14 protein-coding genes are annotated in these 16,579 nt (G+C 38.1%); 5 read left to right on the top strand and 9 right to left on the bottom strand.

The window, feature by feature from the left end:
* Positions 1 to 16 precede the first annotated feature (16 nt).
* The 5 genes from SJY23_RS09365 to SJY23_RS09345 form a co-directional block, all read right to left on the bottom strand.
* Positions 17 to 838, bottom strand: coding sequence for a M48 family metallopeptidase (locus SJY23_RS09365; RefSeq protein ID WP_396596126.1), 822 nt, complete (start codon positions 836 to 838; stop codon positions 17 to 19).
* 39 nt (positions 839 to 877) lie between these two features.
* Positions 878 to 3,280 carry a glycoside hydrolase family 31 protein gene (locus SJY23_RS09360; RefSeq protein WP_035334151.1) on the bottom strand — a complete coding sequence of 801 codons (2,403 nt, stop codon included), beginning with the start codon at positions 3,278 to 3,280 and terminating at the stop codon, positions 878 to 880.
* Positions 3,281 to 3,590: 310 nt separating this feature from the next.
* Positions 3,591 to 5,504: a 1,4-alpha-glucan branching protein GlgB gene (glgB, locus tag SJY23_RS09355; protein ID WP_396596125.1), complete on the bottom strand. Its 1,914-nt coding sequence runs from the start codon at positions 5,502 to 5,504 to the stop codon at positions 3,591 to 3,593.
* A complete protein-coding gene (locus SJY23_RS09350) occupies positions 5,504 to 6,772 on the bottom strand; it encodes a glucose-1-phosphate adenylyltransferase (RefSeq protein ID WP_396596124.1) in 1,269 nt (422 codons plus the stop codon). Before SJY23_RS09350 ends, glgB begins: the two co-directional genes overlap by 1 nt.
* A 29-nt stretch (positions 6,773 to 6,801) precedes the next feature.
* Positions 6,802 to 8,229 (bottom strand): glycogen synthase, encoded by a 1,428-nt coding sequence (locus SJY23_RS09345; protein ID WP_396596123.1) that lies wholly within the window; start codon positions 8,227 to 8,229, stop codon positions 6,802 to 6,804.
* Between the two features lie 298 nt (positions 8,230 to 8,527).
* Between SJY23_RS09345 and msrB (SJY23_RS09340) the strand changes: the two genes are divergently transcribed.
* From msrB (SJY23_RS09340) to SJY23_RS09325, 4 genes are all read left to right on the top strand, one after another.
* Positions 8,528 to 9,007, top strand: coding sequence for a peptide-methionine (R)-S-oxide reductase MsrB (gene msrB / locus SJY23_RS09340; protein ID WP_035334157.1), 480 nt, complete (start codon positions 8,528 to 8,530; stop codon positions 9,005 to 9,007).
* A 1-nt stretch (position 9,008) separates the two neighbouring features.
* Entirely contained in the window at positions 9,009 to 9,398 is a 390-nt protein-coding gene (gene msrB / locus SJY23_RS09335) for a peptide-methionine (R)-S-oxide reductase MsrB (protein ID WP_035334159.1), read from the top strand.
* Between the two features lie 131 nt (positions 9,399 to 9,529).
* The gene (gene lpdA / locus SJY23_RS09330; protein ID WP_035334160.1) at positions 9,530 to 10,906 is read left to right on the top strand and encodes a dihydrolipoyl dehydrogenase; all 1,377 of its coding nucleotides are present in this window, start codon (positions 9,530 to 9,532) and stop codon (positions 10,904 to 10,906) included.
* Between the two features lie 113 nt (positions 10,907 to 11,019).
* Complete coding sequence (locus SJY23_RS09325; RefSeq protein WP_396596122.1) at positions 11,020 to 12,309, top strand: ectonucleotide pyrophosphatase/phosphodiesterase; 1,290 nt, start codon at positions 11,020 to 11,022, stop codon at positions 12,307 to 12,309.
* A gap of 29 nt (positions 12,310 to 12,338) precedes the next feature.
* On the opposite strand, the gene aroQ is transcribed toward SJY23_RS09325, so the two are convergent.
* Together aroQ and SJY23_RS09315 are read right to left on the bottom strand one after the other, a co-directional pair.
* Positions 12,339 to 12,761: a type II 3-dehydroquinate dehydratase gene (gene aroQ / locus SJY23_RS09320; protein WP_396596121.1), complete on the bottom strand. Its 423-nt coding sequence runs from the start codon at positions 12,759 to 12,761 to the stop codon at positions 12,339 to 12,341.
* A gap of 110 nt (positions 12,762 to 12,871) precedes the next feature.
* A complete protein-coding gene (locus SJY23_RS09315; RefSeq protein WP_396596120.1) occupies positions 12,872 to 13,480 on the bottom strand; it encodes a porin family protein in 609 nt (202 codons plus the stop codon).
* Positions 13,481 to 13,597: 117 nt separating this feature from the next.
* Here SJY23_RS09315 and xerD point away from each other — a divergent pair, with 117 nt between their 5' ends.
* The gene (gene xerD / locus SJY23_RS09310; RefSeq protein WP_396596119.1) at positions 13,598 to 14,500 is read left to right on the top strand and encodes a site-specific tyrosine recombinase XerD; all 903 of its coding nucleotides are present in this window, start codon (positions 13,598 to 13,600) and stop codon (positions 14,498 to 14,500) included.
* A gap of 36 nt (positions 14,501 to 14,536) precedes the next feature.
* Here xerD and SJY23_RS09305 read toward each other — a convergent pair whose 3' ends face one another.
* Positions 14,537 to 15,847: a M24 family metallopeptidase gene (locus SJY23_RS09305; RefSeq protein WP_396596118.1), complete on the bottom strand. Its 1,311-nt coding sequence runs from the start codon at positions 15,845 to 15,847 to the stop codon at positions 14,537 to 14,539.
* Positions 15,848 to 15,937: 90 nt separating this feature from the next.
* Positions 15,938 to 16,420, bottom strand: a complete 483-nt coding sequence (locus tag SJY23_RS09300; RefSeq protein ID WP_396596117.1) for a hypothetical protein — start codon at positions 16,418 to 16,420, stop codon at positions 15,938 to 15,940.
* Positions 16,421 to 16,579: the final 159 nt, after the last annotated feature.

Raw genomic sequence — 16,579 nt, 5'->3', positions numbered from 1 at the left:
ATATTATTGTAATTTCTTATTTGAAGCTCGTCACGCCAAATTTTGCAGCTTCTGCTCTGGCCATTGGCGCTTTGGCAGTAAGATTTGCAATACGACTATCTGAAGATGGGTGCGTACTTAAAATTTGTGGTGGCGCTTGACCTCCACTTGCAGCCTTCATACGTTTCCATAACTCTGCAGCCTCATCTGGGTTGTAACCTGCTATAGCAGCGATTACAATACCTATCTCGTCTGCTTGTGTTTCATGGCTACGTGAGAAAGGAAGCATCCCTCCTACTTGTGAACCTATACCATAAAGTTGCATGATTTGCTGCTGCTTTGCTTGATCTTGACCTCCTACAGCAATAGCAGTGGCAACACCTCCATATTGTTGTAATTGTGCAGCACTCATACGTTGAGCACCGTGATCTGCAAGTGCGTGAGCAAGCTCATGTCCCATTACCATGGCAAGTCCAGTTTCAGATTGAGTAATTGGTAAAATCCCAGTGTACACTACAATCTTTCCTCCTGGCATACACCAAGCGTTTACTGCTTCATCTTTTACTAGATTATATTCCCAGCGGTAATCTTGTAAATATCCAGGCTCTCCTAATGCCGTAAGGTAACGCTCTGCTGCTACGGCTATTTTTTCACCTACACGCTTTACCATATTAGCATCTGCTGTTCCAGTAATCACATTATTTTCAGATAGAAATGCGTCATACTGCTGGAATGCCATTGGAAATAACTGATCGTTACTCACAAAGTTAAGGGTCTTCTTGCCTGTAAACGGGCTTGTCTTACATGCACATACTAGAAGTACGGTCATGATAAGAACAAATGTATTTTTAAGTTTCATAATGATGGTTTTAAATCAGAATATAAAAATACGCAAATGTTAAATACCGCTTAGGTGTAGCTCTGTGAAATCTTTCTTAATGATTAAAGCACAAGCTTTCGGGTCAAAATGCACATCTTCCATAGAAATCTCTTCATTATCTAACTCTATAGTAGTGATTTCAAAAGGTAAACCTATTAAGTGTATTCTAAAAGTGTCATATGTAGTGATAAAGTCCCCACGTTTGTGCTGCTGTATAATCCAGTCTTTCTCTCTACCTACCATTTTGAAGGTGCGGTAACTGTAACGATCTTTTTTATAATCGTATCCATCTTGAGCATCTTCATATAATTTTGAAGCATTTTTACCAAGACCGTAGTACACCTCAAGTTCTACTTGCTCTATCTCAAGCTCTCCTACATATTGCTGTATAGGATACTTAGGTAAGATGGTTCCTTCTTTTACAAACAATGGCATCTCGTCAATATCTGCATCCACCCATTGCTCTTTACCTCCTTGTACAATTTGCTTCGTCCAGTAGTTATACCATTGTCCTCTAGGAACGTACATACGACGTCCTTTAGCATTTGGCTCTAGTATCGGACAAACTAGAATATGATGTCCAAAGATGAACTCGTCTGTACGATAATGCGTTTGCGCATCATCTTGATCAAAATATACAAGCGGCTTTAATAATGGCGTGCCTTTCTTGATATACTCATAAAACATAGTATATAAATAAGGTAATAATCTATAACGCAAGTTGATAAACTTACGAGCGATATCTGTAACACCTTCGTCAAAGGTCCACGGCTCTTGGTCTCCATGATGCCCAGAGGAGTGTGTACGGCAGAAAGGATGAAAAACTCCTAGCTGTATCCATCTTGCATAAAGCTCTCCTGTAGGTTGCTCTGCAAATCCTCCTATATCTGTACCTGTAAAACTCATCCCTGAGATACACATACGTTGTACTTGGATATTTGCTACCCATAAATGCTCCCAGCTAGCCACGTTATCACCCGTCCAAGAACTTGTGTAACGTTGCGCTCCTGAGTATGCAGACCTTGTAATAACAAAAGGTCGTTTAGGATACGCAAATTTCTTCACTCCTTCATAAGTAGCGCGAGCCATTTGAGTACCGTAAATATTATGTGCTTTTAAGTGGCTACAAGGGTGCCCGTCGTAATTATGACGCACATCTGGAGGAAATGTTTTTCCTGGAACCTCCATCACTGCGGGCTCATTCATATCATTCCACACTCCTTTTACGCCTACATCTTGAATAAGCTCTTTGAATAAACCAGCCCACCAATCGCGTACCTCAGGGTTTGTATAATCAGGAAAATTACACTCTCCCGGCCATACTTTACCTTTCATAGCTGGGCCATCTGCGCGCTTACAGAAGTAGTCATTTTCTACACCTTCATTATAAACCCAATAATCTTTATCTATTTTAATCCCTGGATCTATGATCACAATGGTTTTAAAACCATCATCTGCTAGTTCTTTTACCATTCTCTTAGGGTCAGGAAAATGATCTTTATTCCATGTAAAACATCTCCAGCCATCCATATAATCAATGTCTAGATAAATCCCATCACAAGGAATTTTGAGTTCGCGAAATTTACTTGCAATCTCCTTTACATTGCTTTCTGGAAAATAACTCCACTTGCACTGGTGATACCCCAGTGCCCATAATGGTGGCAACTCAGGAACACCTGTAAGGTTTGTATAACTCGCTACCACATCTGGCATTTCAGGACCATAGATGAAGTAATAATTCATCTCACCTCCTTGAGCCCAAAAGCTTGTAACTCCCATACGCTCATGAGCAAAATCAAAATAAGTTTTAAAGGTGTTGTCAAAAAACACACCATAGGCCTTCTTTTGATGTAGCCCTATGTAAAAAGGGACGGCTTTATATATTGGATCTTGATCCTTTGCAAATGCATATTGATCTGTTGCCCAGTTATGTACTCGTTTTCCTCGTAAGTTAGAATGCATAGGCTTATCACCTAGCCCGTAATAGGACTCAGCATGCTGCGCCTTCTTACTCATCTTAACTATATTACCTCCATACTGGAAGCTCTCCTCATAGTGAAAACCTAATTCGTCTTCGTTTATGAGATTACCTTCTGTATCATAAATACTGGTCTGTAGGCTCTCTTTTTCAATACGTATATGAAGCTTTGCGGTGTTTACATGATAATAGTTATCATCATCTGTAAGCTCTAGATGATTGTAGCCACGAGGAGCATCTTCATCTATCGCATAAGAAAAGTCTGGCTCAAAAACGCCACCTGTTGCAAAGCGAAAACGTATCACACTATCTCGCAGCACAGTAAGTTCTAAAATCACCTCATTTGAGGTAGTAAAATATAAGATATCTGTCTCTTGTTTGACATCTACCACCTTTTTAGGAAATTGATTCCCTTTTTGCTCTAATTCGGTATTTACAATCATGGTAATTGTTATTTTACTCTCAAATAAACACTATATCGTGTAAAAATGAAGTTAATTCGTAATTAGTTATTAACGCTAACGTTTTCGTAAGCTCAGAAATGGTATTTATATGACTTTTAGAGGATTTAGAACACACAATCATTGCTCTTTTGCTAGATCTTCATCCCGCTTTACATTACAATTCCTCATCGCGACTTGGGTCAGCTCTTGCGGGATTTTCATTACAATCGGGGTTATAGAGTCCCGCAAGTGTGCATTTATATAAGCCTCATTATTTTCTCTGTTTACCAAATTGAAATGTAGTCACTAACTACTTCTTCAATTCAAAAATCACTCCCGCCAAAGGCCCTATTTTCACCACCGCCGAATAATCTTTTCCATTCCAAGAGGTTTCGGTAACATCTAGTCTTTTGTTATGATAATCACCCGTACCAGCATACTTACTTGCGTCGCTGTTATATATTTCGCGTAAGCTTCCTTTAAAAGGTAACCCTATACGATACTGAGGTTGCGGTGTAGGTGTCATATTAAACACACACACAACTACACTATTCTCATCATTACCCTTTCTAATATAACTTAGTACGGCATTTGTATTATCGTCATGTGAAATCCATTCAAAACCTTCTGGTTCAAATTGCTTCTCGTACAATGCTGGTGTACTTGTATACAGACCATTAATATCTTTAAAAGCGCTTAGTGCTGCTTTGTGAATATCATATTCAAGTACGTACCAATCTAGTTGTTCTTGAAAATTCCACTCTGTACCTTGACCAAATTCGCTTCCCATAAATAGCAATTTCCCACCCGGATGCGTATACATATAGGTATACAGAAGACGAAGATTTGCAAAGCGTTGCCACTCATCACCAGGCATTCTACCTATCATAGAATTTTTACCATAGACCACCTCATCATGAGATAAGGGTAGCATAAAGTTTTCTGTAAAACCATAGGTCATTGAGAAGCTAATCTCATTGTGGTGATGATTTCTATAGATGGTATCCCTCTTGAAATAAGCAAGCGTATCATGCATCCATCCCATCATCCACTTCATCCCAAAACCTAAACCTCCTGAAAATACTGGCCTACTCACTGCTGGAAAATTAGTAGACTCCTCTGCTATGGTTTGGACATCTGGAAAACTAGCATACACCTCTGCATTAAGTTCCTTTAGAAACGAAATCACAGCAAGGTTTTCTCTTCCACCTTGATCGTTAGGCTCCCACTCGCCTTCTTCCCTACTATAATCGAGGTAAAGCATAGAAGCTACAGCATCGACTCTCAAGCCATCTACGTGATATTGCTCTAACCAGTAAAGCGCATTACTAATCAAGAAGCTTCTCACTTCATTACGTTCGTAATTGAATATAAGTGACTTCCAGTCGGGATGCCATCCTTTCTTTCTATCTGGGTTCTCGTAACAGGCTGTCCCATCAAAGTTACCAAGACCATGCGCATCTTCTGGAAAGTGAGAAGGTACCCAGTCTAAAATCACCCCAATATCATTTTGGTGCAACGCATCTATCAAAGTCATTAACTCTTCAGGATATCCAAATCGAGAGGTAGGCGCAAAATATCCTGTAATTTGATAACCCCAGCTAGGATCATAGGGATGCTCCATCACCGGCATAAACTCTACATGTGTAAAGTTTAATTCTTTTACATAAGCCACGAGTTCGCTGGCTAGTTCGGTATAACTAAGGCTGCGGTTTCTTTCTTCCTGCTTTCTTCTCCAACTCCCTAGGTGCATCTCATACACCGAGTAAGGTGCACTAAGACTATTATGCTTGTGGCGTTTTTTCATCCACGCACCATCCTTCCAGTTATGATTTGTTTTATAAACTACAGAAGCGGTTTGAGGTGGGTGCTCTGCTCGTCTCGCGTATGGATCTGCCTTTTCTGTGACAACACCATTGTGGTTGGAGTGAATTTTGTATTTGTATACTTCACCATGAGATACTTTTGGAATAAAACCTTCCCAAATCCCACTTTCATCCCATCGCACATTGAGATTATGCTCGTCCTCGTTCCAGTAATTAAAATCACCAATAACAGACACGCGTTTTGCACTAGGTGCCCATACTGAGAAATAAGTTCCATCTACACCCTCTACGGTTATAGGATGACTACCCATTTTATCATGAAGACGGTAGTGCTTTCCCGATTTAAAGAGATCAATGTCAAATGCTGTAAATAAGCTATGTGCTATTACTTCTGCCATTAAATTATAGTTCCTGACACTATAGTAGCTCCATTCTTTACAACCACGATGCCATCCCGCACTACATAAGTATCTGTTTCTACATCGTCTAGATGCTTTCCTCCAGTAATACGAACATCGTCACCTATTTTTGCATTTTTATCAATAATACAATTAGTTATAAAACAGCGATCTCCTATACCTACGTGTGGGATTCCTTTATCACGAGCCGAGTTAATCTCTTCAAGATCTAAGAAGCGATTACTTCCCATCACGTAACAATTTTCTATAACTGTACCTTTACCTATACGTGATCGTATTCCTATGACAGAATTTGCAATACGACTACCATGTACGATACTACCCTCCGCTACTATAGATTTTTCAAGCGTTGTTCCAGAGATTTTTGTGGGTGGTAATACACGTGGTCTCGTTAAGATACTTTGTCCTTTATTAAATAAATTAAACTTAGGTATATCTGACGTTAGATCTATGTTTGCCTCAAAAAAGGAATCGATATTCCCTATATCTGTCCAATACCCTTCATAGGCATAACTAAGTACCTTATGGTTTTCTATAGATTGCGGAATAATCTCTTTTCCAAAATCCATAGTATCCGTCCCCTCTAGCAGATTAATCAATAAATCTTTATTAAAAATATAAATCCCCATAGATGCGAGATAGTGTTTACCCTCGCTCTTCATTGCTGGTGAAACTTCAGATTCCCATTCTGGAAGAAGTTCGGCAGCTGGTTTTTCTATGAAAGAGTCAATCATATTGTCATCTTTAGTTTTGAGAATACCAAACGATGTCGCGTCTTTTGCATTTACCGGCAGTGATGCAATACTTATCTCTGCTCCAGAAGCCTTATGAGCATCTAGCATTTCATTAAAATCCATCTGATATAATTGATCTCCAGAGAGTATCATAATATAATCAGACTCATAACCTTTAAAGTGGTGTAAACACTGTCTTACAGCATCTGCAGTGCCTTGAAACCAACCTTTATTTTCTGGGGTTTGCTCTGCAGCAAGAATATCTACAAAAGCGTCAGAAAAATAAGAAAATTGGTAGGTATGCTTAATATGCTTATTAAGGGAAGCCGAGTTAAACTGAGTTAACACAAACATCCTTTTAATATTGGAATTCAAACAATTTGAAATAGGAATATCTACTAGACGATATTTTCCTGCTATGGGAACTGCGGGTTTTGATCTTTGTGCTGTGAGTGGATATAATCTTGAGCCTTGACCACCCCCTAATATTATTGCTAGTACTTCCTTATTCATATTTGTGTTGCTTTTAGAGTTTGGTATTTTTATTTATTTATGTTGACTTCCTTAGGTATCATTTCTTTATATAATGAGACATAGGTTTCTGCTGCGTTTTCCCAGCTATGGTCTATCTCCATCATTTGTTTTTGATTTGCACTAAAGGCTTTCTTATCCTTATAAAAAAGAGAAGCGCGCTCTATGCTGTATACAACATCCCATACAGAAGTTTGATCATGACAAATACCATGACCGCCATCCCCTATATCTATAACTGTATCTTTTAACCCTCCAGTGCGTCGCACAATAGGCATGCAACCATATCTCAAGCTATATAACTGATTTAAACCGCAAGGCTCAACCCTACTAGGCATTAAAAGAAAATCTGCTCCAGCATATACTTGATGTGACATCCTTTCTTCATAACCTATATGAGCATTATATCTTCCTTTATACTTGATCTTAAGTTCCTCTAGCTGTCGTTCTACTTCTTGCGATCCGCTCCCTAATAAAATGATATTAATATCAAGCTGTTTTAAAGCAGTATCAATAATCTCAGGTAATAAATCTGCTCCTTTCTCCCAGACCAGCCTACCTATAAACCCGAAAAGTGGTTTTGAGGCGTCTAGTCCAAACTCATCACAAATAGCCTTTTTATTAGCCTCACGGCCTTTAGCTCTCGTTCTTATTGTATAATTTTTAATAAGGTAATCATCTGTAGCAGGGTTCCATGTTTCGGCATCAATACCGTTTAGAATCCCCACGCACTTTGATTTTTCGTCTCTAAGCAAGCCTTCTAGTCCATTTGCTTTTTCTTGTAATTCCACCATATATGATGGAGATACAGTATTCACTCGCCATGCACATTTAATAGCAGCAGCAAGTGGGTTTATATCACCGTACCAATCTAGGAGTCCTTTATCGCTTTCGCGAAAGCGTGGTAACATTCCAACCATATCGTGTGAGAAGTTACCTTGATACTGTGCATTATGTATAGAAAGTAAGGTAGGTACTTTCATAAGGCTATCAAACTCTGGGCAACGTTGCATCATAAAAGGTATAAAGCCTGTATGATGATCATGGCAATGTATGATATCTAGTTTTTTCTTTAAACTTAACACCCATTGCAGCACTACTCTTTGAAAAGCAACAAAACGCAATGGATCATCTTCATATCCATATACCTTCCTTCTATCTGTAAGCTCTGTGATTCTGACTAAAAACAATGGAAAACCCAGCTCATTATCTACATCTATAACTTCGCCAAAATACGTTGTACCCTCTATGACTATGTTGTGAAAAAAGACTATAGAACCTGTCGCCCGTTCCACCCAGCTCGTTTTATAATACGGCATTATCACCGCAGCAGTATGACCTATGCGATTTTGATATTTTGGGAGAGCACCAACCACATCTGCTAGCCCGCCTACTTTTGCAACAGGATAACACTCGGCACTTACATGAAGAATATTCATAGTTTCAGGTAATTAGGTAATATCTTAAATGTAACTATTATTAAGAGTACAACTCTTTATGAGCTATTAAATATAGGTTAAATCATAAATAACTAAGCATGAATTATTCACATTTATAAGGTACAAAATCAAGGGATATCATAATTTATTTATAATATCATTACAATACATGACCAGCATATGTGTATTTTATGTCGTTATATACAAGTTTAAAATTGAGAATACCATGTCATTTTCACAATGCTTTAACGACCAAGTCTACAGTAATGAATTAACTTTACTTAAAAAGAAAATTGATATGAAAAGAATAATAGGAGTATTTGCTTTATTAAGCATTTTTACTAGTTGCACAGGCTCTGCTCAAGAGAGCAAAAAAGAAAGCTTTGAGGTTACAAAAACAGATGCGGAATGGAAAGCACAGCTAACCGAAGAACAATATTATGTATTGCGTTTAGAAGGTACAGAGCGACCTAACTCTAGCCCGCTCAATAATGTAAAAGAAGCGGGAACTTTTCACTGTGCTGCTTGTGACACACCACTTTTTAAAACAAAAAATAAATTTGATAGTGGAACTGGCTGGCCTAGTTTTGACAGAGGTATAGAAGGAAATATAGCATATAGCTCTGATCGTAAACTTGGTTATACAAGAACCGAAGAGCATTGTGCTACATGTGGAGGACATCTAGGACACGTTTTTAACGACGGACCTAAGGAAACTACAGGAAAAAGACATTGTATTAATGGAGATGCACTCGTATTTGTGCCAGAATCAAAATAATATGAGTTACCCAATACAAAAAACGGAGGCAGAATGGCTCGAGGAGCTAGGCCCAGAACGTTATCGCATACTGAGAGAAAAAGGAACAGAACGCCCATTTACTGGAACTTATAATCTACACAACGAAGAAGGCGCTTACCATTGCGGTGCCTGTGACCAAAAGCTTTTTGAAAGCGCATCAAAATTTGACAGTGGGTGTGGATGGCCTAGTTTTGACGAGTCCATCCCAGGAACTGTAGAGTATGTACGTGACAAATCACTGGGAATGATAAGAACGGAAATTCTATGTTCTAATTGCGGTTCTCACCTAGGACACGTTTTTGACGATGGCCCTACTGCAAGCGGACAACGATACTGTGTAAATTCACTAAGTATAGATTTTGAAAAATAAGAATTACGCTTTCGCGAAAGCGTAAAAACAACAATTAAAACCGAAGCAAACACTTCGGTTTTTGTGTTTTATATATGACGGGATAATCCGTATTTTTGAACTACAATAATTAGACTTAAATAAATCTAGATATGAGCAAATATGATGTAATCGTTTTAGGAAGTGGTCCAGGCGGATATGTAACAGCAATACGCGCAAGCCAGTTAGGCTTAAAAACTGCGGTTATTGAAAAAGAAAGCCTAGGAGGCGTTTGTTTAAACTGGGGTTGTATCCCTACAAAAGCCCTTCTTAAAAGTGCTCAGGTATTTGAATACTTAAATCACGCAGAAGACTATGGTCTTAAAGCAACAGGAGTAGAAAAAGACTTTACTGCAGTTGTAAAACGTAGCCGTGGAGTTGCAGAAGGAATGAGCAAAGGTGTTCAATTCTTAATGAAGAAAAATAAAATAGATGTTATAAACGGTTTCGGAAAGATCAAGCCTGGTAAAAAGGTAGATGTAGACGGTAAAGAATATAGCGCAAACCATATTATAATCGCAACGGGCGCTCGCTCACGTGAGTTACCTAATCTTAAGCAAGATGGTGAGACGGTAATAGGTTACCGTAAAGCGATGACACTTGAGAAGCAACCTAAATCTATGATCGTAGTAGGATCCGGAGCTATAGGTGTTGAGTTTGCTAGTTTTTATAACACAATGGGTACAGAGGTTACTATTGTGGAGTACTTACCAAACGTTGTTCCTGTAGAGGATGAAGATGTATCAAAACAATTTGAGCGTTCTATGAAGAAAGCTGGAATTAAAGTGATGACAAACTCTTCTGTAGAGAAAGTTGAAAAAACAAAGACTGGTGTAAAAGCTACGGTAAAGACTAAAAAAGGAGAAGAAATCCTTGAGGCAGATATCGTATTAAGTGCTGTAGGAATCAAAACTAATATTGAAAACATAGGCTTAGAGGATGTAGGTATCGTAACAGATAAAGACAAAATTATCGTTAATGATTTTTACCAAACTAACATGCCGGGTTACTATGCAATAGGAGATGTAACTCCTGGTCCTGCTCTTGCTCACGTAGCATCTGCAGAAGGAATTACTTGTGTAGAAAAAATTGCAGGTATGAACGTAGAAAAAATAGACTACGGCAACATACCAGGATGTACGTATGCAACTCCAGAAATCGCATCTGTAGGACTGACAGAAAAGCAAGCAAAAGAAGCTGGATACGAACTGAAAGTAGGTAAATTCCCTTTTTCTGCGTCTGGTAAAGCAAGTGCTTCTGGTGCAAAAGATGGATTTGTAAAAGTAATCTTTGATGCAAAATATGGTGAGTGGCTAGGATGTCACATGATAGGTGCAGGAGTTACAGATATGATTGCAGAAGCTGTCTTAGGACGTAAGCTTGAAACTACAGGTCACGAAGTATTAAAAACCATCCACCCACACCCTACAATGAGTGAGGCTGTGATGGAAGCAGTAGCAGATGCTTATGATGAAGTGATTCACCTATAAGAGCTACACTTTATTCCTATAAAGTTTTTAGAAAATCCTGCCTAAGGCAGGATTTTCTGTTTTATAACCTCTCAAAATAGTTAGCTTTACTACCGGCACTTAACAGTTGTATTATGAAACATTCCGCTCTCTATAAGTCATTATTCCTTTTAGTAATTTTCTTAGCGCTGGCATCGTGTGGATCCACTTCAAACGTGAATAACTTTTCACCACTTACTACGGTAAATACTGCGGAGTCCTTAAAGAAACCATATGTTATATTAATATCCTTAGATGGTTTTAGACATGATTATGTAAATACTTATAATCCTCCTTATCTAAGTTCATTTATAGAAGAAGGATCTCAAGCCGCTTCCTTGATACCATCTTTTCCCACAAAAACATTTCCTAATCACTACACGATTGCAACAGGAATGTATCCTGACAACCACGGCCTGCTTGCAAACTCATATTATAATTATGAAAAGAAAAAAACATACAGCATAGGTAATCGAGAGACCGTTGTAGATGGGTCTTTTTATAAAGGAACTCCATTATGGGTAAACGCAAATAGTGAAGGTATGGTAACAGCTAGTTACTTTTTTGTTGGCACAGAAGCAGATATTCAAGGTGTACACCCTACTTACTATTATAATTATGATGGGAAAGTAACCAATCAAGAACGCGTAGATCAGGCAATAAAGTGGTTAGAAATGCCCGAACAAACAAGACCACATCTTATCACTCTATACTTCTCTGATATGGATGATACTGGACATCGTTACGGCCCAAACAGTAAAGAGAAACTTAAAGAAGCGCTTTTTAAACTAGATAGTACACTAGGAAATTTATTCAGTCGCGTTGATAACACGGGATTACCAGTAAATATTGTTATTACCTCAGACCATGGTATGGCAGAGCAATCTATTGAAAAACTCATTAGTACGGAGCCACTAATTAACGATGCGCTTTACAACATGATTGACAACGGTGTCATTCTCAATATACACCCTCATACTAGTGCGGAGACTGATAAAATTTTCAATAAATTAAAGAAACTAGAAAACAAATTCACGGTTTATAAAACCAAAGACACACCACATTTTGAGTATGTCCCAAAGAATAAAAACTGGGGACCCATACAAATAATTCCTGATGATGGGTATTACTTTAGTTCAAGTAAAAGTATCGAAAGAAGAAAAGCTGGAAACCAAGAAGTCTTTGGTGTACATGGGTTCACTCCTGCTTTAAAAGATATGCACGGCATTCTTTATGCAAAAGGTCCAGCGATAAACGCGGGAGGAAGATTACCTTCTGTAAAAAACATTCACGTATACCCTATGATATGTAAAATTCTAGGACTTTCTGTACCTAGTAATGTAGATGGCAAATTATCTCACTTAAAAGACATGCTTAGAGAATAACTGCTTTGCATAGCGGTTTAAAATCTCTTTTAATCCTTCATCAAAAAGTTCTCAATGGCGAGATCATAACTTCTAAGACCAAAACCTACAATTACCCCTTTTGCGTATTTTGACAAGTAAGAATGATGCCTAAACTCTTCTCTAGCAAATGTGTTTGAAATGTGAACTTCTATAACAGGCGTACTTATAGATGCTACAGCATCCCCTAGTCCCACAGAGGTATGCGTATAAGCTGCTCCATTTAAAATCACTCCATCAAACGTATCATTTGCTTCGTGCAATTTTGAAATGAGCTCTCCTTCTATATTGCTTTGAAAATAGCTAAGCTCTGTATCCTTATATGCAAATTGAAGTTTTGTAAAATAGTCTTCAAATGTTTGAGTCCCATAAATTTCTGGTTCACGCTTACCGAGCATATTTAAATTTGGGCCATTAATTATAAGTAATTTCATAGGATATAGTTGTTGAGTACGCTTTCGCGAAAGCATAAAAATACAGATTTACAAGGCGTAAAAAAAGCGCCTACAGTGAGGCGCTTTTCACAATTCTTACTAATTCATTTCTAGAATGCAAATCCAGCTCCTAACATAAATACTCTATTACGAGCATCAAGGTCAAAATCTCCTAAATCTTCACTACTAAAAACGTCAGAAAGTCCTAGATTATAACGTGCGTTAAAAAATAAACCATTGTTAAGTTTATATCCTAAGCCACCTACAACAGCAAAGTCTACCGTGTTTATGGCATCGTTATTAAAGCTAATATCTCCAGAATCACCATCAGGATTAGAATCGATCTCGCTATTTACATTAAATCCTATTTGTGGTCCTACTTCCCCATAAAACCCATCTACAAAGTAGTACTTTGCAAGTACTGGCACATTAATATAATCTAGCTGAAACTCAACATCGTCTCCGTTATCAACACTTTGGATATCATACCCTTGACCCGAATAATAAACCTCCGGCTGTATTGAGAATTTCTCTGAGATAGGCACTTCTACAAATCCTCCAAAATGGAAACTTGTTCTTGCATCTGGATCATCAAAATCATCTCCTCCTACGGTTGCAAAGTTAACTCCTCCCTTTGCCCCAAAAGACACCTCGTCTTGTGCTTGAACTGCTACAGTTCCAAATAAGGCTGCGATTGCGACTACTACTATTTTTTTCATGTTTGTGTTTGTTTTTAAATGTTATTCAAAGCTATCCATCATCCTGTTAAATGCGTGTTAGGCACTTTCTAAACTCTTGTTAATTGAGAATCCTTTAATAATTGTATTTTCACTTTCGTGAAATGGGAAACAGGCATATCAAACTATAAAAGCTACTTACGCATAGAACGTGGTCTCTCTGAGAACACTATAGACAACTATGCTCGAGACTTAAAAAAACTAACGCGCCATCTTGAGCAATTAGACAGTGCCCCAGACCCTATTACTATAGGTAAGGATGACATTCAAGATTTTATATATACCATAGCAAAGGAAGTACAAGCTAGATCACAGGCTCGTATTATCTCTGGGCTTAAAGGCTTTTTCAATTATCTGATATTTGAAGATTATAGAAAAGACAATCCATTAGATCTTATAGAATCTCCTCGCCTGGGAAGAAAACTACCAGACACACTCGCCGAAGAGGAAATAGACGCTCTTATATCCGCCATTAATCTTTCTACGCCTCAGGGAGAACGTAATCGCGCAATGCTAGAGACGCTTTATTCCTGCGGTCTGCGTGTCACAGAATTAATAAGCTTAAAACTTTCTGACTTATATTTTGAAGAGGGATTTATAAATGTGATAGGTAAAGGAGACAAACAGCGCTTTGTCCCTATAAGTGAGCATACTCAGAAATACATTGACATATACCGTAATGAAATACGAACGCATATAGACGTCAAGCCGGAGCATGTAGATATTCTATTTTTAAATAGAAGAGGTCGCCAGCTCACACGTGCCATGATTTTTACAATCATAAAAGATCTCGCTGTAAAAGCTGGAATTAAGAAAAGTATTAGTCCGCATACGTTTCGTCACAGCTTTGCTACCCACCTTTTACAAAATGGCGCCGATTTGAGAAGTATTCAGCAAATGTTAGGTCACGAGAGCATCACAACTACCGAAATCTATATGCATGTAGACCGAAGTGATCTCGCTCGTGTGATGGAGCAATATCACCCTAGAAAGGACTCTTAGGATTTTGTTTCAATTTTTCGCAAAAGCGTAATTATATTACTTAACAATAAGTATTTCTTCCTGCCTTCCTGAAACATACCTAAAGCCATCTTCACCCCAGAATCCTGCTTCCTCAAGCATAATTCTAATGTCTTTATTCCACTCCGGAATGGTTACTGTTGTATTAAGTTCTATAGCATATGCCGTGTTCTCGTAGAGTTTGTAATCTCCTGTACCTGGCACCCCTCCTTGAGAATCCCACATCCCGATCGTAGGGCCAGCGGCATGACCGTATAGTCCAAGTGGATGGGTATAGATAGAAGGAACAAGACCTTCTGCCTTAGTTTCTTTTAATGATTTTAAAAGTATCTCATTACCTGTTTTACCTGTTATAAAATTTGAGGCAAGCACATCTTGCACACGATTACCATCTGCAAAAGCCTTACTCAAGAATGCTGGCACTTCTTTCTCGTCATCCTTTAAAACGTATGCGTGCTGCTGGCAATCTGTATTGAGACGTAGGTAGGTAATTCCAAAATCACAATGAAGTAAATCTCCCTTCTGGATTACTTTTCCTTCTGGTCTATTAGAAAATGACACAATATGACTTTCTAACTTCTCTTCAGAACGCTGGATATCAACTGTAGGGTGAAACCATGTTTCTAATCCCATATCTGTAACTCGCTGGCGTAAGTACCACACCACATCATCTGTAGTTGTAACACCTGGGACAATCACTTTATAGCTAAAGGCATCCTTAATAATATCATGCGTCACATCTACTAGCTGTTCAAAATATTTCATTTCAAGTGCCGTGCGTGTTTCTAGCCATCCTACAGCTAGATTCTGTGCAGAGACTACTTTTGCTTGTTGAGCAGATGATAGTTTTGATATAAATGCCTCATAATCTGTCTTTACAATTCCATCTGCAAGACCAAAATCATCAGAATAATTAAGACCAATTTTTGAAGGGTTTCTCTCTTCGATAATCTCTAAGAGACGTGCCCATTGATCTGGTTGTTTTTCTTTATCCCACGCAGAGATGATATTCTTCCCTACGTTATATCTAGCTACTGCTAGCTTTTCGATTGTGTTTTTTTCTTTATTTCTATAAAAAACTAATATGGTTCTTCTTCTCGCATTGAGCCAAGTAGAGGGAAGCATCGTTTTTATAACCGGATCTTCATTATATTCTCTAGAAATCACAACCCACATATCGATATCTGCGCGATCCATTAAAGTAGGTAACAAATTATCAAATCTATCTGCCAAGACCTCATCGATTACGTCTGCTCTATCTCGTTCTGTTAAAATCTGACCGTACATGCATGTAAATGGAAGTAGTAAAAGTAATAGTAATGCTTTCATAGTTAAGTTGCTAGTCCTTAAAAATACTAAAAACAAAAAAGAGTATTCAAATGAATACTCTTTTCTTCTGTAAATTAAAGAATGTCTCTGTTATTCATTCCCTTTATTTTTGCGCCTCTTTTTGCGTTCTTTCTTCTTTTCCTTAGCAACCTTTTTACCGGTTCTTCCAGACTCTTCCTCCGCTATAATTTTTACTACTTGTTCTTCTGTAAGAATATCTCGTAACTGAGATTCAAACTTCTTTTTTTCTAGCTCCGCTTTTTTACGCTTTGCATCGATAGCCATATTCTTATCATCTTGAATAGCTAGTAAAACAGTATAATAATCCTTTAAGTAACTTCTAAGAACCTCCTTCCCAAAAACGTCTAGCTCAAACATCTCTTGGTAAATATTAGAACGGTCTAAACTCAATAAATTAGGATCTGGCTTTTCTGGGGCTGCTTGACTTCCTTGAGGAGGTGCTGGCACTGTGCTTCTTCTTCTTCCTGAATTCCCATAAGGATTACCGTATCCTTGAGCCTCTACACTCGCTAAACATAGCATCATTACTGCTACTATAAAATATCTCATCATCTCGACTATCAGTTTTTGCAAATATGCATAATTATTTTGTGATTACTCATATCCAATAATGATGCCTAAAATCATCAATCCTTAATTACATCAAGGATTTCTAGCAACATCGTTAATGTATTCAAAGTAATGGCACTGCCCAAATTATTTATGCTATTT

The organism is Dokdonia sp. R86516 (assembly GCF_044596715.1).
GTDB lineage: Bacteria > Bacteroidota > Bacteroidia > Flavobacteriales > Flavobacteriaceae > Dokdonia.
The sequence above is the reverse complement of the archived record's forward strand: the minus strand, read 5'-3'. Positions and strand labels throughout refer to the sequence as shown.

Excerpts from the sequence above, each read along its gene's own strand:
- SJY23_RS09365 (WP_396596126.1), bottom strand. The coding sequence starts at position 838 with ATGAAACTTAAAAATACATTTGTTCTTATCATGACCGTACTTCTAGTA.
- SJY23_RS09360 (WP_035334151.1), bottom strand. The coding sequence starts at position 3,280 with ATGATTGTAAATACCGAATTAGAGCAAAAAGGGAATCAATTTCCTAAA.
- glgB (WP_396596125.1), bottom strand. The coding sequence starts at position 5,504 with ATGGCAGAAGTAATAGCACATAGCTTATTTACAGCATTTGACATTGAT.
- SJY23_RS09350 (WP_396596124.1), bottom strand. The coding sequence starts at position 6,772 with ATGAATAAGGAAGTACTAGCAATAATATTAGGGGGTGGTCAAGGCTCA.
- SJY23_RS09345 (WP_396596123.1), bottom strand. The coding sequence starts at position 8,229 with ATGAATATTCTTCATGTAAGTGCCGAGTGTTATCCTGTTGCAAAAGTA.
- msrB (WP_035334157.1), top strand. The coding sequence starts at position 8,528 with ATGAAAAGAATAATAGGAGTATTTGCTTTATTAAGCATTTTTACTAGT.
- msrB (WP_035334159.1), top strand. The coding sequence starts at position 9,009 with ATGAGTTACCCAATACAAAAAACGGAGGCAGAATGGCTCGAGGAGCTA.
- lpdA (WP_035334160.1), top strand. The coding sequence starts at position 9,530 with ATGAGCAAATATGATGTAATCGTTTTAGGAAGTGGTCCAGGCGGATAT.
- SJY23_RS09325 (WP_396596122.1), top strand. The coding sequence starts at position 11,020 with ATGAAACATTCCGCTCTCTATAAGTCATTATTCCTTTTAGTAATTTTC.
- aroQ (WP_396596121.1), bottom strand. The coding sequence starts at position 12,761 with ATGAAATTACTTATAATTAATGGCCCAAATTTAAATATGCTCGGTAAG.
- SJY23_RS09315 (WP_396596120.1), bottom strand. The coding sequence starts at position 13,480 with ATGAAAAAAATAGTAGTAGTCGCAATCGCAGCCTTATTTGGAACTGTA.
- SJY23_RS09305 (WP_396596118.1), bottom strand. The coding sequence starts at position 15,847 with ATGAAAGCATTACTATTACTTTTACTACTTCCATTTACATGCATGTAC.
- SJY23_RS09300 (WP_396596117.1), bottom strand. The coding sequence starts at position 16,420 with ATGATGAGATATTTTATAGTAGCAGTAATGATGCTATGTTTAGCGAGT.